This is a genomic window from Gardnerella swidsinskii (genome assembly GCF_023277705.1).
GTDB lineage: Bacteria > Actinomycetota > Actinomycetes > Actinomycetales > Bifidobacteriaceae > Bifidobacterium > Bifidobacterium swidsinskii.
In genome coordinates this window covers 636,274-652,980 of sequence record NZ_CP083176.1, presented here as the reverse complement: position 1 = coordinate 652,980, position 16,707 = coordinate 636,274, and the positions used below count along the sequence as shown (strand labels likewise).

General features: G+C 42.3%; 16 protein-coding genes. 11 read left to right on the top strand and 5 right to left on the bottom strand.

Features of this window, described 5'->3' with window-relative positions; translation table 11 throughout:
- The first annotated feature begins 1 nt into the window (after position 1).
- The 7 genes from K9E37_RS02485 to K9E37_RS02460 all read left to right on the top strand — a co-directional run bounded on the left by K9E37_RS02485 (position 2) and on the right by K9E37_RS02460 (position 5,634).
- Positions 2–463: a Panacea domain-containing protein gene (locus K9E37_RS02485; RefSeq protein ID WP_116994980.1), complete on the top strand. Its 462-nt coding sequence runs from the start codon at positions 2–4 to the stop codon at positions 461–463.
- Between the two features lie 182 nt (positions 464–645).
- A complete protein-coding gene (locus K9E37_RS06445) occupies positions 646–774 on the top strand; it encodes a hypothetical protein (protein ID WP_004109178.1) in 129 nt (42 codons plus the stop codon).
- 415 nt (positions 775–1,189) lie between these two features.
- Positions 1,190–1,621: a 50S ribosomal protein L11 gene (gene rplK, locus K9E37_RS02480; protein WP_004118588.1), complete on the top strand. Its 432-nt coding sequence runs from the start codon at positions 1,190–1,192 to the stop codon at positions 1,619–1,621.
- A gap of 14 nt (positions 1,622–1,635) precedes the next feature.
- Positions 1,636–2,331: a 50S ribosomal protein L1 gene (gene rplA / locus K9E37_RS02475; protein ID WP_004106273.1), complete on the top strand. Its 696-nt coding sequence runs from the start codon at positions 1,636–1,638 to the stop codon at positions 2,329–2,331.
- 601 nt (positions 2,332–2,932) lie between these two features.
- A complete protein-coding gene (locus K9E37_RS02470) occupies positions 2,933–3,511 on the top strand; it encodes a peptidase (RefSeq protein WP_248893520.1) in 579 nt (192 codons plus the stop codon).
- Positions 3,512–4,016: 505 nt separating this feature from the next.
- A complete protein-coding gene (locus K9E37_RS02465) occupies positions 4,017–4,649 on the top strand; it encodes a hypothetical protein (RefSeq protein ID WP_116994979.1) in 633 nt (210 codons plus the stop codon).
- Between the two features lie 478 nt (positions 4,650–5,127).
- Positions 5,128–5,634, top strand: coding sequence for a hypothetical protein (locus tag K9E37_RS02460; RefSeq protein WP_219705468.1), 507 nt, complete (start codon positions 5,128–5,130; stop codon positions 5,632–5,634).
- 30 nt (positions 5,635–5,664) lie between these two features.
- Here K9E37_RS02460 and K9E37_RS02455 read toward each other — a convergent pair whose 3' ends face one another.
- Together K9E37_RS02455 and K9E37_RS02450 are read right to left on the bottom strand one after the other, a co-directional pair.
- Positions 5,665–6,270 (bottom strand): hypothetical protein, encoded by a 606-nt coding sequence (locus K9E37_RS02455; protein ID WP_012914472.1) that lies wholly within the window; start codon positions 6,268–6,270, stop codon positions 5,665–5,667.
- A 67-nt stretch (positions 6,271–6,337) separates the two neighbouring features.
- Complete coding sequence (locus K9E37_RS02450) at positions 6,338–6,811, bottom strand: RelA/SpoT domain-containing protein (RefSeq protein ID WP_219705471.1); 474 nt, start codon at positions 6,809–6,811, stop codon at positions 6,338–6,340.
- Between the two features lie 46 nt (positions 6,812–6,857).
- Here K9E37_RS02450 and K9E37_RS02445 point away from each other — a divergent pair, with 46 nt between their 5' ends.
- Positions 6,858–7,319: a Panacea domain-containing protein gene (locus K9E37_RS02445; RefSeq protein WP_012914471.1), complete on the top strand. Its 462-nt coding sequence runs from the start codon at positions 6,858–6,860 to the stop codon at positions 7,317–7,319.
- Between the two features lie 192 nt (positions 7,320–7,511).
- On the opposite strand, the gene K9E37_RS02440 is transcribed toward K9E37_RS02445, so the two are convergent.
- Positions 7,512–8,873, bottom strand: a complete 1,362-nt coding sequence (locus K9E37_RS02440; RefSeq protein ID WP_004109186.1) for a PucR family transcriptional regulator — start codon at positions 8,871–8,873, stop codon at positions 7,512–7,514.
- 15 nt (positions 8,874–8,888) lie between these two features.
- A complete protein-coding gene (locus tag K9E37_RS02435) occupies positions 8,889–10,919 on the bottom strand; it encodes a DUF6020 family protein (RefSeq protein WP_012914470.1) in 2,031 nt (676 codons plus the stop codon).
- A gap of 102 nt (positions 10,920–11,021) precedes the next feature.
- Between K9E37_RS02435 and K9E37_RS02430 the strand changes: the two genes are divergently transcribed.
- Positions 11,022–11,924, top strand: coding sequence for a biotin--[acetyl-CoA-carboxylase] ligase (locus K9E37_RS02430; protein ID WP_012914469.1), 903 nt, complete (start codon positions 11,022–11,024; stop codon positions 11,922–11,924).
- 326 nt (positions 11,925–12,250) lie between these two features.
- Here K9E37_RS02430 and K9E37_RS02425 read toward each other — a convergent pair whose 3' ends face one another.
- Positions 12,251–12,901, bottom strand: coding sequence for a biotin transporter BioY (locus tag K9E37_RS02425; protein ID WP_012914468.1), 651 nt, complete (start codon positions 12,899–12,901; stop codon positions 12,251–12,253).
- Positions 12,902–13,106: 205 nt separating this feature from the next.
- On the opposite strand from K9E37_RS02425, the gene K9E37_RS02420 reads away from it, so the two are divergent.
- Entirely contained in the window at positions 13,107–15,020 is a 1,914-nt protein-coding gene (locus K9E37_RS02420) for an ATP-binding protein (RefSeq protein WP_004109191.1), read from the top strand.
- Positions 15,017–16,663, top strand: a complete 1,647-nt coding sequence (locus tag K9E37_RS02415; RefSeq protein WP_012914467.1) for an acyl-CoA carboxylase subunit beta — start codon at positions 15,017–15,019, stop codon at positions 16,661–16,663. The genes K9E37_RS02420 and K9E37_RS02415 overlap by 4 nt, the downstream gene beginning before the upstream one ends.
- The last annotated feature ends 44 nt before the right edge of the window (positions 16,664–16,707 follow it).

Sequence of the window (16,707 nt, the reverse complement as noted above, 5' to 3'; positions counted from 1 at the left end):
TATGACAACAATCTTTAACGTGGCATCGTACATCCTTGATATTGCTGGAACTATTACTACTATGAAGCGTCAGAAGTTAGCTTACTATTCGCAAGCGTATTCTTTGGCTACTACTGGATATCCATTATTTAACGAGGATTTTCAGGCATGGAGAAATGGTCCTGTTTGCCCAGAATTATTCGCATTGCATCGCGGTAAGTTTTTGATTCGTAAAGGGGAGTTTGTGCTTCCTAGCACTGATAAGTTGAATGATGATTCTTTAACAGATGGTCAAAAGCTTCTTGTGGAAAAAGTGTGCAAAAAGTTTGCTGAGTGTTCTGGTAGTGATTTGAGTGCTATGACACATCGTGAGGATCCATGGAAGAATGCTTATGATGCTACTAATAGTTCGGCAATATGCGTTCAAAAAATTACTAAGGATTCTTTGAAAGAGTACTATTCAGTTCATAATTTGCTTAAGTAAATGTGATATTCTCTTGTTCTCTTATTTGCTCTGAGTTAGTTATAGCGTTGCTCGAGATTTGTGGAGTTTGTATTAAGAGCATAGAAGTAAAGCATGATATGGTAGCTTGAAAACAACGCAATACTTATAATTCATGCGAATCGTCTTACAAAGGGATTTTTACAAGAGATAAGGGATGCGAGATGAGTAAGAATACGTATACTGCGGAAAATGGGTTCGTTATTACTGACGATATTGTTGATAAGTGGGCTGAGGAGGCAGAAGATAATTTTCCTGGTGCCACTATTACAGAGTTTGCTGGAAGAGCTTAGGAAGATGAAACTCAGCCGTTGAAACCGCGTACTGTTAGGTTAAGTGATACCGTTTGGCATTTAATCGAAGCCGATGCAAAGCGCAGAAAAATGACTGTGAGTGCGTGGACTAGAAACGCTATACTTAACGAATTGTCTACTGAGATAGCTGCGCAAAGATAGTTGCGCAAAAGTAGCTGCGTAAAAATAGTTGCAGATTTCGTAATGCAGCGTGTCGCGAAGATGTGGCATAATAGGAAGGCTTGTGACTGGAGGAGGAATCCGCTAGCACAGCACAGCAATACAAGATGCGGGAGGAAGCTGCAAAACAGCTTTATAGCAACGTTTCGTAAGTGCTTTACTTCTGTAAGAAGCGACTATATCAGCGTTTGCAACAACCGTTTGAACCGCTTGTACAAGAAAGAAGAACCATATTATGGCTCCGAAAAAGAAAGTCTCCGCGCTTATTAAGCTCGAGATTCAGGCTGGTAAGGCAAATCCAGCCCCACCACTGGGTCCAGCATTAGGCTCCCACGGCGTGAACATCATGGACTTCTGCAAGGCCTATAACGACCAGACGAAGGACAAGATGGGGCAGATTGTCCCAGTAGAGATCACCGTTTATGAAGATCGTTCCTTCACCTTCATTTTGAAGACCCCACCAGCCGCTGCTTTGTTGCTTAAGGCTGCTGGCATTCAGAAGGGCACCGAGAATCCATTGACTCACAAGGTTGGTTCTGTGACCAAGGCTCAGGTGCGCGAAATCGCCGAAATTAAGATGCCTGACCTCTCCGCACGTGACGTCGAGGCCGGTATGAAGATCATCGCGGGCACCGCTCGCTCGATGGGTATTACCGTTACCGACTGAAAGGGAGTGTAGAAATGGCTAAGCGTTCTAAGAAGTATCGTGAAGCGGCTGAGAAGATCGACCGCAATAACCTGTACACCCCAGCTGAAGCAATTGCTTTGTTGCAGAGCATGCCAAAGCACGCTTTCGACGAGTCCGTTGAGGCTGTTATGCGCCTTAATGTGGATCCTCGCAAGGCTGATCAGTTGGTTCGTGGCGTTGTGAACTTGCCAAACGGCACCGGTAAAACCGCTAAGGTTTTGGTGTTTGCTCGTGGCCCAAAGGCTACTGAGGCTCAGGAAGCTGGCGCCGACATCGTTGGTGATGACGAATTGATCGAAAAGGTTGCCGGTGGCTTCCTTGACTTCGATGCAGTTGTTGCAACCCCAGACATGATGGGTAAGGTTGGCCGCTTGGGTCGTGTTCTCGGTCCTCGTAGCTTGATGCCAAACCCAAAGACTGGCACCGTGACTATGGATGTAGCCAAGGCTGTTGCTGACATTAAGGGCGGTAAGATTGAGTTCCGCGTGGATCGCCAGGGCAACCTGTCCTTCCTCTTCGGCAAGCTCTCCTTCGATGCTAAGGCTCTTGAAGAGAACTTCAAGGCTGTCGCAGACGAAATCCGCCGCTTGAAGCCAAGCACCATCAAGGGTCGTTACATTACTAAGGTAACTGTGACTTCTACGATGGCTCCTGGTGTTCCAGTTGATATCGCCAGCATTGCTGCCTGATTTATTGCTTGCGTAGCTTATGCGAAAGCATGGCTGGTACGTAGTAAATTAAGTTTAAAACTTATAAACGCTGAAAATGTGCTCTTTTGAGTCATGTTTTCAGCGTTTTTTGTTACTGCGTTTCTGCGTTAGTAACGAGTAATTGCGATTAGCGTTGCTGGTGCAGTACGCAAACTGTGTTGGTAATGAATAGGTGACTGGAGAGGTTGAGGGCGCGTGGTCGTGCGCGGCGTGTCGCGCAAGAGTGGCTATATTGCAACGGTTTTGCGGCTGGTTGGGGGAGTATTCAGGAGTTTTCTGAGAGTTTTCTGAGAAAAATCTTTAAAAACCTTGAAATTGACATTTTTACGAAAAATAATGCGTAATACTGTATTTTTTACTTTTAAAAATAGTTTGACTGAAATATTTCCGTAAAAATATAAATGTTTTCTGTTAATGAGTTGTGCGTCTGCTCTTGACTTTTTCGAACGGGGGGGGGGTATGTTAATAACAGCTTCCGGCTGGATATTCTGCGCTGGTAGTTATTCACAAAACTTAAGTTGTGAATGTTAATTTTTTCTTCGCGCGTTTGGCGTGAAGGAGAAGAAGAAAGGAAAATATTATGTTGAATAAGAAGGCTATCGCCGCACTCGCTGCTGGCGCCACCCTCGTTTCCGGCTTGGCTTTCGCCGCCCCAGCAATGGCAGAAGAACCAGGTGCTGGTGCACAGAACCCTCCTGCAGAGAATAAGCCTGCAGAGAATAAGCCTGCAGAGAATAAGCCTGCAGAGAATAAGCCTGCTGCTCAGGATGAGAAGGATGATAATTGGCAATATGAGACTGAGGACCCTGGTGCTCTTGCTGATCGTTTGAATGCTGAGAAGGCTGCTAAGGTTGCGGCTGACGAGAAAGATAAGTATGAGCATACTCCATTTGGCAATATGGACACGGATTACAAGAAGTGTGTGAAGCTTTACGGTGAAGATTCTCTCGAGTGCAAAGCTGTCGCTGACTACCTCAAGCGTCATGGTCAGAAGGTTGATGACAAGGCTAACGACAAGAAGTCTGACAAGAAGTCTGACAAGAAGTCTGATAAGAAGGCTGCTCCATTGGCTAAGACCGGTGCTGCTGTAGCTTTGGCTGCTGTTGCTGCTTCTGTGCTTGCTGGCATGGGTGCTGCTCTTCGCAAGATCCGTCACTAAGCTTTTAGCACATTAAGTGTGTTGATTGTTTAATGATTTGTGAGCGTGCCGTACGTGAGTATGGTGCGCTCACTTGTTAAATCTTTCACTCAACGTGCTGCGAATGCTGTTTAGTGTTTTGTGGCGGGTTTGCTTTCGGGCTTTTGCATGATTCTACTGTTTTGCCAAATCTCTTTCTTCACGGTAGTGTTGTGCGCTGGTTTTCGGGGGCGTGACTGTTGAGTGTTTGGCTGGCTTGTTTGTTAGGGAAACGAGTCGGTTTTGTTAAAGGGCTTGGGTTTGGTGCTACTAGGGGCATCAGTCTCCAAGTCCTTTTTCGTATGTGTAAAGAGATTGTGCATGATGTACAGTAAGCATAGTAACTTATTAAATACGATTTGAAAACGAAAGTTTTGCGGGCGATGCATTTATGCGTCGCCCGATTTTTTATTTACTGGCCTATAACCTCTTAAGTGAACAATTCTTCCTATTGATTATATAAATTGTGTTGGCGTATAGTTATTGTATGAAGGTTGATAAATTGCGTATTCGTTATTTTGCTGTATTTGTTGTTTTTGGATTTATGATTTTAATTGCTTCGTTGGTATTGGTAATAGCTGCTATTTGTTTTCACTGGGATGATACTGCAGCGCAATGGGTTTCTGCGATTGGTGAATGGGTTAGTGGTATTTTTGCAGGGGGTGCGTTAATATTTGCTGGACTACAAGTTGCAAGCGATATTGAAAAACAAGAGATATATGAGAAGAAACGTAGGGATAGGTTATTAAAAGTTGCACAGAGCTGTGCGTTTAGATTAAATCCTGGAAAAACTATTGCAGGGCATGGTGGGACGCTTAGATATAAGACTATTGAAGTTGTATTTACTAATAAGATTAATTTTACAGTTAGTAATATTTGTGTGGAATATAAAGAATCGATATTAGCGGAAGCTAAACAAGTAAATCCAGGTGCTCGACAATGGGGTAGTCACATTATGGTGAAAGATTTAATTAGTAAAGATGATATGCAGTCGGAGTCGATTGATAAAGAAAAAATTTCGTGTCTTATAAAGAAAATGAAGAAAAAGGTTAAATATTATTTTGAAATAGAAGATATACAATTTGTGAGAATTAATAACAAAGTTTCCATTAATGAATAAGTCAATTATGACAAAGTTAATTGCGTTGTCATTGTAGTACGCAGATATTGCACTTACTAAAAGCGGGTTTGAAATGCTTAATTTAAAAGATAAATTATATTCCTTTTTTAACAGTCTTAGGAATTGCACATTAGTGGCACGCGCGCTTTTAATTATATTATTTGCGTTTTTACTGTGTATTACAATAGCTGCAGTTGTTAGTGATAATATTCAAGACTCAAAGCAAACATATTCTATTATTAATATTTGTGTAGTGTACTTAATATTACTTTTATTGTTTCTTATTTATTTAAAATTTAAGAACAATAAAGTTCTATTTTTAATACCTTCTATCCAGGTTTATCTATATTTTTGTATTTCTGCATATATTTATTATGATACAACTAAGGGTTTGCCAGAATGTTATAAATCGCTAGCAATGTTCATTCTATGGTTTATACCATTATGTCTTTTAATATATAGAAGCGTTAGAATTTTTTTGGAAAAGCAAAAATCATTGATTTTTGGCCTATCAATATTTATTACACTTTTGGGATTTATAAATGAGTCTAATTGGCCTGTAGTTACTTTAATAACAGCATGCATTGTATTTTTGCTTAAATTGGAAAATTTACAGATTCTATGTAAAGGGATATTTGATATAAAAATAGAAGATTCAGATAGTAATAAATATAAATTGATTGTCATTAATATTATGGCAGTAGTTTTTGAAGCAATGTTGTATTTATCTTTGAAACTTTCTGAGTATTTATCAGAATTATTAAATTGGATTTATGATTGCTCCAATGTTAGTGGTGGTACAAAATTGCCAAATAATGAAATTATTACAGAACATATGTGGTTAGGATTTTACAGGTTTATTATTTTATCTGTTATTTTCATTATTGTATGTAATCTTTTTCAAAGTAAGCAGAATACCATCTCATCATGCATAAAGAATATATTTGACTGCGAAGATAACACACAGGTGAATAAGAATTCATGATTATTATCCCAATTTTCATTCATTCATTGATTAATTAATAAGTTCTTCTACTTTTTCAATGAATTTTTCTATGTTATATAAGTAATTAGGGTAAGTATCGTTTAGCTGTTCTTCGTTTTGTGCATAAATAAGTACGCTGTTCAAGTCAGTTATATCTGATGTTTGAGCACTTGACTTATTAACTGTTAAGTTTTTATTTACACTACTGTTATCGATTTCTGCATCCTGAATTTTGTTATCTTCACCGTTTATGCTGCTATTTTCTTTGCTGTTATAATTCGTTATGGCTTTTTCTACACAATCCATAGTGTATGAATGTATGGTTAATTCTTGCGTTTCTCGCGATAACTCCAATAGGTAAAGCCCTTCGCCGCCTTGTGTACTATTTTTTTGCATATTAATAGTTACACTATTGCGCGCAGCTTTAAGATCTTCAATAATTTCTTTAAAATCATTGTTTGTCCGCACTGAATTTGCGAGTTTTTTCTTAGACTCACTGCAAGAATCATCATCATTTTCACAGCAATCAAATAACTTAGAGATTACTTTGAAGAATTGTAAGCAAGATTGTATTCGAGTATTACCTTCACTTATCAAAGTAGGATCTTTGTATTCTACATTATCTATCTCACTCATAGCTTCTACTGCTGTTGACCAATAGTGTTGAAGCTTGGTTCGTATTTGTAGTTCAATCCTATATTGTCTATCTATTTTTTTCTTGGTTTAATGTTTGTTTTACGATTACGTGCAGTGACCTGTATCCGGATTCTTCTGGATTTTTTATATAGTCTTTCGTTTTCTTAATATCGATTTCCCCAGCTTCTTTAAGATTAAGAATTTCATCATAAACTTTGTAAACTTCACTCACAGAATTTACAATCGCCCTACACCCTGCAATGTCATCTATTGCACCAAGCTCAAAATTTCCATTGCTGCGGTATAACTTTTTAAGTATTGATTCTTTGCGTTTAAGACGATACGTAGCCATTGCGTCTGGGTACTTATTTATGATTCCAACAAGTTTTTTGAAAAAGATTTGTGCTGGTTCTTCATGCTGATGGCGCCATGTGTTGAGGATGGATATCTGCTTGCCATACTCTTCTGAGTTTTGCTGATCTCTCAATTCCTTAAGTATTTCGCCAGCTGCGTTAGCTTGCTTTCGGCTAATTATCGTCATACGAATATAATATATAACTTGTATGTTTTATAAAAGGGAGGTGCGTATGACAACAATCTTTAACGTGGCATCGTACATCCTTGATATTACTGGAACTATTACCACTATGAAGCTGCAGAAGCTAGCTTACTATTCGCAAGCGTATTCTTTGGCTGCTACTGGGCATCCGTTATTTAACGAGGATTTTCAGGCATGGAGGAATGGTCCTGTTTGCCCGGAATTATTTGCATTGCATCGTGGGAAGTTTTTGATTCGTAAAGGTGAGCTTGTAATTCCCAATACTGAGAAGCTTCAGGATAATTCTTTAACAGATGTCCAAAAGATTCTTGTGGAAAAGGTATGCGAAAAGTTTGCTGGATATTCTGGTAGTGATTTGAGTGCTATGACACATAGTGAAGATCCATGGAAGAATGCTTATGATGCTACTAATAGTTCGGCAATATGCGTTCAAAAAATTACTAAAGATTCTTTGAAAGATTACTATTCAACTCATAATTTTTTGCGGTAAGCGCTGCGTAGTAGGAGATGTGCAGTAAGAGCTGCATTTTCGATATGTAACACACTTCTACTTATGCGTTGTCTAAGCGACCAAAACAGCACGTGCGTGAGTAGTTTAGGTCGCCTACGCAAGAAAATCCGGTCTAAACATCACGCGCGCGAGTAGTTTAGGCCGCGCGTCTTTATTGTCGTGCACTTCGTCTTAGTGCGAATCACGAATTCTGCCAATTGTTATAGCTGTTTGCAGTACATAAGCGGCGCGCGGATCCGTAGCATCCCATCCTGTAGTTTGCGCAACTTTACGTAAACGGTAACGAACAGTATTTGGATGCACATTAAGTTCGTGTGCTGTTTGGTCAAGAGCTCCACCAAAGCGTAAGAACATGTCAATAGTTTCCAGAGTCGGATCGTCATGATTGTAAGGAGCCAAACTTTGATACACCTTGTTGTAAAGAGTATCAAAAGCTGTGGCATCGCCAATAAGCGCTCGTTCTGGAAGCAAATCATCTGTGTGAATGATTTGCGGCAAATGCTTTACTGCTGGAGCAACAGCAATCGCGGCAAGAGTAGCAGTAAGAGCGGAAGAAATCTGCTCAACGCCTTCAACCATGCTGCTAACACAAATCGTCTTATGAGAATTCTCAAAAACTTTGCACAGCTTCTCTAAAGCCTGATCGCTAGGATTTTCGCGCACAGCAAGCAGAATAATATGAGAAGGCGCTGCAAAAGTAGAAGAATTTTTCGTAGATGCTGATATCAGTGCTTGCGTTTTTTGCCAAGCTCCCGTAATGCGCTGCAAAGCACTACTTTGTGTGCGCTCAACTATTGCATCATACGCATTGCAACTACCAAGCTGTGGCCAAATATTTCGACGCAAAGTGTCAGTGTTATCAGGTGGAATATCTGGTGCTGGCTTGCGATTTGGTCCGTCATCTGGCTTAATTGCAGTGCCGAAAGTTCCTGCAATAACAATAACTTTTGGCGAATCTGACCATTGAAGTAAATGCATGAAAGCGTCAATACGAGCGTCTGCAATACCATTCATTAAACACGTGGCAATAATCGAGTGTAATTGCAAGCGCATCGCCGCGTCAAAAACTTGGCCATCACGATTGTCGAAAATTCTAAGCGGTTCCGAGCTAGTTGATTTTTGCGCGCTGGGCAATGGAGTAAAACTCGGTGAATTATTACCTTTAGTATTTTCAGAAGATTGACTTGAATGACTCGAACGACTTTGATTTGATGAAAGACGATGCCACAAGTGGTGTTTGTGCTTTTCTTCGTTTTCTTGCTCTGCTTTAGATTGCTTTGCTGTAGAAGAGCTTTCTTGATCATTTGATACAGCGTTTACTTGCGTTTTGTTTAACTGTTGATTTTCAAGAGAATTGGCAATATTAGAATCCTCCGCGTGCTTTTCTGCTGCCTGTACGCTTGCTAGTATCGAAAGAAAATCGTTACTAAGTAAGCTGTTTCCTGCAAGTTTATCTTCATAATTTTCTTCGGACATAACAGAAGAAGCAGCGCTGCTATCTTGCGCAAACTGAGGTGTATTCTTCTCGTCCATCTTATGCCTTTGATCCTAACATTCTCTACTATTATAGCGCGATTGAGTAAAAGTATCTCGCCAAAAAGTAAGTGCTACAAAGCAGAAAACAAAAGCTAACGGTAGCATGTGTCGCTCAAAATTATTAGCTGGAGCAAGAATCATAACTCCAACCAGCAAGGCAAGTGGAATGTGCCATAACAATGTGCGCCAACGGCGAAGAATAATTTCTGCAACACCAATAAGTAGTGTAAAAATAACGAAAGTATTTCCGTGAATTGGCCAACTTAAAACAGGAATATCACTAAACGTGCTAATATCTTCTGCAAATTTAGTTCGCCACTTAGGATTCCAATATTTAATCCAATCAGATTTGTGTATGCTGTCAGTGTCTATGTAATATTCTGGCCCAACATACGGGCGGTCAAAAATATCAAAGTATCCGTAAGTCTTCGCAAGAAAAGCGTCAGTTGCAACGAGTGGACTATGCGTAATCATTTGCCACCAAGCGAAATCTAATTTACGAATATTATCTTTAGTAACGTATCGCCAACGATAACTCACTTTTTTAGACTGCAATCCGGAAGATTTCACAGGGTCTGCGTCATAAGGTTTGTATGCTTCTGCAGTTTGATCCAGATTAAAAATTGGTGCAATAATGCGCTTTGCACTACGCGGTATGCTATGCGGATCGAGCTTAGCTATACGTGCAATTTGTTGTAACTGAATGCCGCGACTCTCAATAGGATCGCCGCTAATAATAGCACCGCTCGAAATAAGCATAATTAACGAGCCGTGAATCACAACGATTGGAAGCAAAATTCCGCAAACCCACAAACGCCAGCGTTTGCGCTCAAAAATAATCAAAAGCACGAATTGAACAACCAGAATATACCAAGCGTATTTTGCAGCAATAAGCATTACGCACACTGAAACAATTAATTCCAAAACAGTGTGAAGTCTAGGCTTTTGCGCATTTGGCTTTGTGCTAGGTGTATTTTTAGTGTCCTTCGCATGATAGCAATTAGTTAACTCGTAATTTATACCAAACCACCAAACAAAAGCGAACGCAAAAAGCGGAGATTTTGTAAGCGCAATAGTTGAGCACAACACAAGCGGATTAAGTAAAAACATAAGCAGAATAACGAATCTTGCAAAAGTTGTTGTGCTGCAATTTGTTGAGCTAGATTCTGCATCAAGCCAAGGTTTGTTTAAGAAGCGGTGTGCTGTTGCAGAAACGCACCATGCTGCAAATACAAATTGTGCAAAGGCAAGAACTACAATTCCAGCGTCGTTTGAGTCGGTAAAGTATCTGGAGACTGCTGTTGTTGCGCCATAAATAACAGTTAGAACAATGTTGTGCTGATTTGTTAAATAAGTTGGATAAGTTGGCCACAAGTAGTGCGCAGTTGGGTAAATATCCATTGGGACAAAGCTAAAGAAGCCGATATAAGGCTGATCTAAGCCTGTAATTTTATTCCAAGTCCAACTGTACTCGCGAATTTGCGAGCATATATCTGCACCGTATGCGGCAAGTAACGTAGCTGGAACCCAAATCCAGCCCACGAAAAAAGTAAGAAGTAGGTTTCTTCTGTTGCGAGTGGAGTGGTTAATGAACCATTTAGCGCAATTAAAAAATAGTTTTGCAAATTTTAAAAGAAAATGCGAAATATTGCGGAAAATAGTGTGTTTAGTAGTAAATTTTTGTAATTTTGACTGTTTTTTATTTTCGCTATTTTTTCTTAACGCAATTGACTTTATTAATTTCGTAAAACGTTGATATTTAGGCAAAAACTTTTTATTTTTACCGTAGTAAATAAGCGCAGTCAGTATTAATGCGTATATTATGAAGGCAGCAACGAAAATAAAAGCATTAACCAACGAAAAATCAGCGATTGATCCTAAATGAACTTTAATATCTTGACTGCGGAAAATTGGTCCCAAGCTAGTGCAAAAAGCAAGTACAAAGCATAGCAAAGCAGCAAGAGTGTAATCTAAAAAACGTGCTACAACAGCACGCAATTTGCGCGGCTTCTTGTACTGCGTTTTGCGACGTATGCGCTCCATGTGTTAACACCTGCTTAATTGATGCCTAGCTATTTTGTTTGCTATTGCGCGCAAAACATGCAATGACGCGCGCAAAAATATAATCTGATGTAAATTATACATATGACTATTTTTTCTTCGCAAAGTGTGGCATTGATGCCGCAGACATCAGAAGTAGCAGATTTGGTAAAATATTTCGCAATTACAGATTCTACGCAAAATATTGCGCGAGAAATGATACAAAAAGGCGAAATAATCGCGCGAGATGACGGAAAGCCAACAATAGTTGCGATTGTGGCATACGAGCAAACAGCAGGAAGAGGACGATTAGGGCGTGCGTGGGTAAGTCGGCCGGGAGAAAGCTTTTTAGTTTCATTCGTAACGTTGCTGCCGAAGTCAATTGTTATGGACGCAAGTCACAATGGCTGGCTGCCTATTATTGCAGGGCTTGCAGCTCGTGACGCACTTCTAGAAACGTTTAAAGAGTGCGGAAGTTCGCCGATACACGGTGATGCTTGCGCGATAAAACTTAAATGGCCTAACGACGTGTTTTTGCACGATTGTAAAGAAGGCGGAATCTTAACAGAAATTGTAGCCGATCCAAGCAAAGACAATGTTGTTGGAGTAATTTTTGGAATCGGATTGAATTTGTGCGTGCCGCAAGAAGTGCTGCCAATTAAGATGGCAACTTCGTTGCAAATGCATATGACTGATTTGCCGGAATCTAAAGAATTGCGTGATACGATTGCTGCAAAAATAGTTACTGGATTGAGGACGAGATTGTGCGATTTTATGCGTGATTATCCAAGTAACGCTGCCGATTTGCTTAAAGAGGTAAATGGTGTGTGTTGGACGCTTGGGCGCAAAGTGAACGTGCATCCGGTTGATGGAAGCGTTGTGACAGGAACTGCTGTGCGGCTTGGAGAAGATGCGTCGCTTACAATTCGTGAGGCATCTGGCGAGGAAATTGTGGTAAAAAGTGGCGATGTGCACGCGGTTGCGTATGAAGCGCGACGACATGCTTGAGCGCAGCACAGCGCGCGAAAGCAACTCGGAGCGCCGAGCTTGCTTAGAGTTGAAAGCACGGTGTGCTTTCAACGCAAGCGAGGTCTGCCTTCGTCTCGATTGACGAAGGCAGGGCAGATTCGCGTGGTAGTTCATTAGTAATTCGGCTGTGATTGGCGTGCGCTGACGACATGCTTGAGCTCAGCAGCGAGCGCTTAAAGCGCAAGCGTCAGCTGTTTGCTAGTTATCTCAGTCAAAGAGCAAGTGCGCGGCAATCTTATACAAAACGGCATTCCTTTTACAGTCGTGTAAAGGAAATGCCGTTTTTCTGCAATATAACGTTTCTGCTACGCACGCTTTTTGTTAAGTGCGTTGTACAAGCCGGAGCAAGCCGCGCTCGCAACAAAAGCCTTAATCAAATCGCCAATCATGAAGATAATCAAGGTTGCGGCGGCAGTTGAAAGTGGCATGCCAGTTAGGTAGCTTTGGCCGAAAATGCCGAATGCGTAAATCACGATCGTGCCGATTATAGAAGCTACAGAGTAAGTGCAGAAGCGTGCGAAAGTCTTCTTGAAGGAGTTTTCTGGCATCATTGCGTCAAGAGCTACGTCAAATACGCGCTTCAAAGCTGCAGTTGCGGCAACGCCAAATATGAAACCGGCTAAGAATCCTGCAGTAGGGCCAACAAAAACAGCCCAGCCGCCCTTAAAGCCAGCAAACACAGGCAAACCTGCCGCACCAACAGCAAGATACATAACTACAGAAGCTACGCCTTCTCGCCAGCTCAACGTTAAACCAATAATGCACAAAACAAGAGTTTGCAACGTAATAGGCACAGGAGTAATAGGAAGATAAATTGCGCCTGCCATGGTAGAAAGAGCCAAAAGCACAGTGAGAAGCGCTGGCTTTGCAAGCCATGCTGCAGCTACTTTCAACTTATTTGCAACGTTTGAATTTGCTGATGCTGTTGCTGCATTATTTTGATCTATGTTGGTCATGAAAACCTTCTTTTGGTTATTTCCGGTTTGCCGTTTGCAGCTAATAGGTTGTCAATTAAACGGTTTTGCCGGTTGTTTTCCGTTTCGCTAATCACATTACGTGTTATAAAAATCATGTGCATTGGAGAAGTGTACAAAATTTTGCTCTAGCTTTTGTGTATGTCGACTCATCCGTAAACGCAACTTTTCTAATATCTTGTAACGTATGGTTACGAATATCAAAAAAATCCTCATCGCAAACCGCGGTGAAATTGCCTTGCGAGTTATTCGCACGGCTCACGAAATGGGCATTTCTACCGTTGCTATTTACGCACCGACTGATCGCAACGCGCAGTTTGTAGAAATGGCAGACGAAGCGTACGCACTTTCCGGAGACACATATCGCGATACTTATTTAAACGAAGATGCGATTCTTGACATTATTAAAAGAAGCGGCACGGATGCTGTGCACCCTGGCTATGGTTTCCTTTCGGAAGTTGCGTCTTTTGCTAAGAAGGTCAACGATGCTGGGGTTATTTGGATTGGTCCGCGCCCGGAAGCGCTTATTGATTTGGGAGATAAGATTACGGCTCGCCGCGTGGCTGTTCGCGCGAAAGTGCCGCCAGTTCCAGGAATTTCGGAGCCTGTGAAAGATATTCGAGAACTTTTAACTTTTGCGCAAACTCACGGCTATCCAGTGATGATGAAGCGCACGGATGGCGGCGGCGGACGCGGCATTACAGTCGTTCGTAACGACGACGAGTTGCGCGGCTTTTACATGAATCACGACGCTTTGCAGGGCGGCGACTTAGACGAATATTTTATTGAGCGTTTTATTGACAAGGCTCGCCACGTTGAAACACAGTGCGGCCGCGACGCTCACGGAAATTTCACCGTATATTCCACGCGCGATTGCTCGGTGCAGCGCCGAAACCAAAAGCTGGTTGAGGAAGCTCCTGCACCGTTCTTGACTGACGATGAAAAAGATCAGCTTTACCGATATTCTCGTAACCTATTTGAAGCTGTTGACTACGTTGGTCTTGGCACGTGCGAATATATGGTGACTTCTCAGCATAAAGTCTACTTCTTGGAAGTTAATCCGCGATTGCAAGTTGAGCACACGGTTAGTGAGGAAGTTAGTGGACTTGATTTAGTGCGAGAACAGCTCAATATTGCTGACGGCGGCGAGTTGATTAAGGATCCAGAGCCTCGCGGACACAGCTTCGAGCTTCGCATTACTTCGGAAGATCCTGCTACGAATTTGACTCCAAGTTCCGGCACTTTGACGAAAATAAAGTGGCCTTCCGGTCCTGGTATTCGCGTCGATTTTGGCGTTGAAGTTGGCGATAATATTTCGCCAAAATTCGATTCGATGATGGGCAAGCTTATTATTACTGCGCAAAGTCGCGAAACTGCTGTTGCTCGCGTGCGTCGCGCTTTGAAGGAACTTTGTATTGAGGGCGTGCCAACTCCTGCGAAACTTTTTGAGCAGATTTTTAACGACCCTGAGTTTACTGCGGAAAATCACAGTTTTGATGTGTCTACTAAGTGGATGGAACGCAAGTATTTGAACCGCGTTCCTGCAGCTTCTTTGGGCGGTCAGCCGGCTTCGCTTGTTTCTGGAAAGTCTGCGGATGAATCCGAAAATAAGCAGCCTGCAATGGAATCCTTCATTATTGAGGTTGATAATAAGCGCGTAAAGCTTACGATTCCGCAAGATATTGTTGACAATTTGACCGGCTCTGCGCGAGTTCGTAGCGTTTCTAGAGCTTCGCAGCCTTTGCGTGGACGTTCGCTTCGCGGAAGTACTCACAAATCTGAAGAACAAAAGCAGATTCCTGGCGTAATCGCAGCACCTATGCAAGCTGTTATTACGCGCGTGAATGTGGCTGAAGGTCAGCAGGTTGCCAAGGGTGATTTGCTTGTGGTGCTTGAGTCTATGAAAATGGAAAATTACGTTTACGCTCCTGCAGCTGGTACTGTTACTGGAATTTTTGTGGGTCCTGGTGACGGCGTGGAATCGGGTGCAAAGCTTGTGACGATTGATCTTGCTGGAGATAAAAGCGCGGATAAGAGCGCAGATAAGTCTTCTGAATCTTCTGAAAAGTCTTCTGAAAAGCCGGAAGGAGAGCAGAAATGAGTACTTTAGCAAAAGAAAAGTCTGAAATCTCTGAAACTTCAGCGAAAACAGTTAATAACTCTTCTGTTAATAGCTCTGCTGACGATACAAACTTGCAGCCTCGTCGCGGGAAAGCTGCAGTTCAGCACGCAGCACAACTTGCTCGTGACGCAGAACAAAAAGCTTTAGAGCGTCAGCACGCAAAAGGTAAAAGCACTGCTCGCGAGCGTCTTGACTTGCTTTTTGACACCGGCTCATTCGTGGAAATCGGACGTTTTAACGGCGGTGACATAAATAACGACGTTGCCGGATGCGCTGTAATCACCGGCTTTGGCGAAGTTTATGGCAGAAAAGTTGCAGTTTACGCACAAGACTTTTCTGTGCGCGGTGGAACTTTAGGCAAAGCTGAGGGCGAGAAAATCTGCCATCTTTTAGATATGGCTGTTGAACTTCGCGTGCCAGTTGTTGCCGTAATTGATTCCGGCGGCGCTCGCATTCAAGAAGGCGTGAGCGCGCTTATGCAATACGGGCGTATCTTCAAAAAAACTTGCGAAGCGAGCGGCTTGATTCCGCAAATCTCAATTATTCTAGGTCCTTGCGCTGGTGGTGCAGTTTATTGCCCTGCATTGACAGATTTGATTATTATGACTCGCGAGCACTCAAATATGTTCGTAACTGGTCCGGATGTTGTTAAAGCTGCAACCGGCGAGGCTATTAGCATGGACGATTTGGGCGGCGGTCTTGTGCATAACGCAACTTCCGGTGTCGCTCACTATTTGGGAGAGGATGAAGCTGACGCAATCGACTACGCGCGCACAGTTTTGGCTTATTTGCCATCTAGCTGTGAGGTAGAGCCTCCAACTTTTGCCTACGCTGCAACGCGCGCGGATCGTGAAACTGCGCGCGAGTTGGTGAATATTGTGCCGGATAACGACCGTCAGCCTTACGATGTGCTTGACGTGATTCGCAGAATAGTTGACTACGGTGAGTTCGTGCAAGTGCAGGAATTGTATGCTGCTTCTGCAGTGGTTGGTTTTGCTTGCATTGAGGGTCATCCTGTTGGAATCGTAGCAAATCAGCCGAAGGTGAACGCTGGTATTTTGGATGTAAATTCTTCCGAAAAAGTCGCGCGATTTGTGCGATTGTGCGACGCGTTTAATTTGCCTGTGGTGACTCTAGTAGATACTCCTGGTTATAAGCCTGGTTCAGATCAAGAGCACGCAGGAATTATTCGCCGAGGTGCGAAAGTGATTTATGCGTACGCGAACGCGCAAGTTCCGCTGGTTACGGTGATTTTGCGCAAAGCTTTCGGTGGAGCTTATATCGTTATGGGTTCCAAGTCGATGGGTGCGGACGTAAATTACGCGTGGCCAACCAGCCAGATTGCGGTTTTGGGTGCGCAAGGTGCCGTAAATATTATTCATCGTAAAGATTTGCAAAAAGCTAAAGAGCGTGGGCAAGACGTTGCGGCTCTTAGAAAACAGCTGGTTGACGAGTATGAGGTGACTACTGTTAACGCAAATCTTTCGTTGGAAACTGGTCAGATTGACGCAATGATTGACCCGGAGCAGACTCGCGATATGATTGCTGGCTCATTGAAGCTTTTGCGAAGTAAAAAGCGAGTTTCCAGAACTGGAAAGCATCACGGGAATCAGCCAATGTAAGTGATTTATAAAAATTATAGGGGTTATCAAACTTATAACTAAAA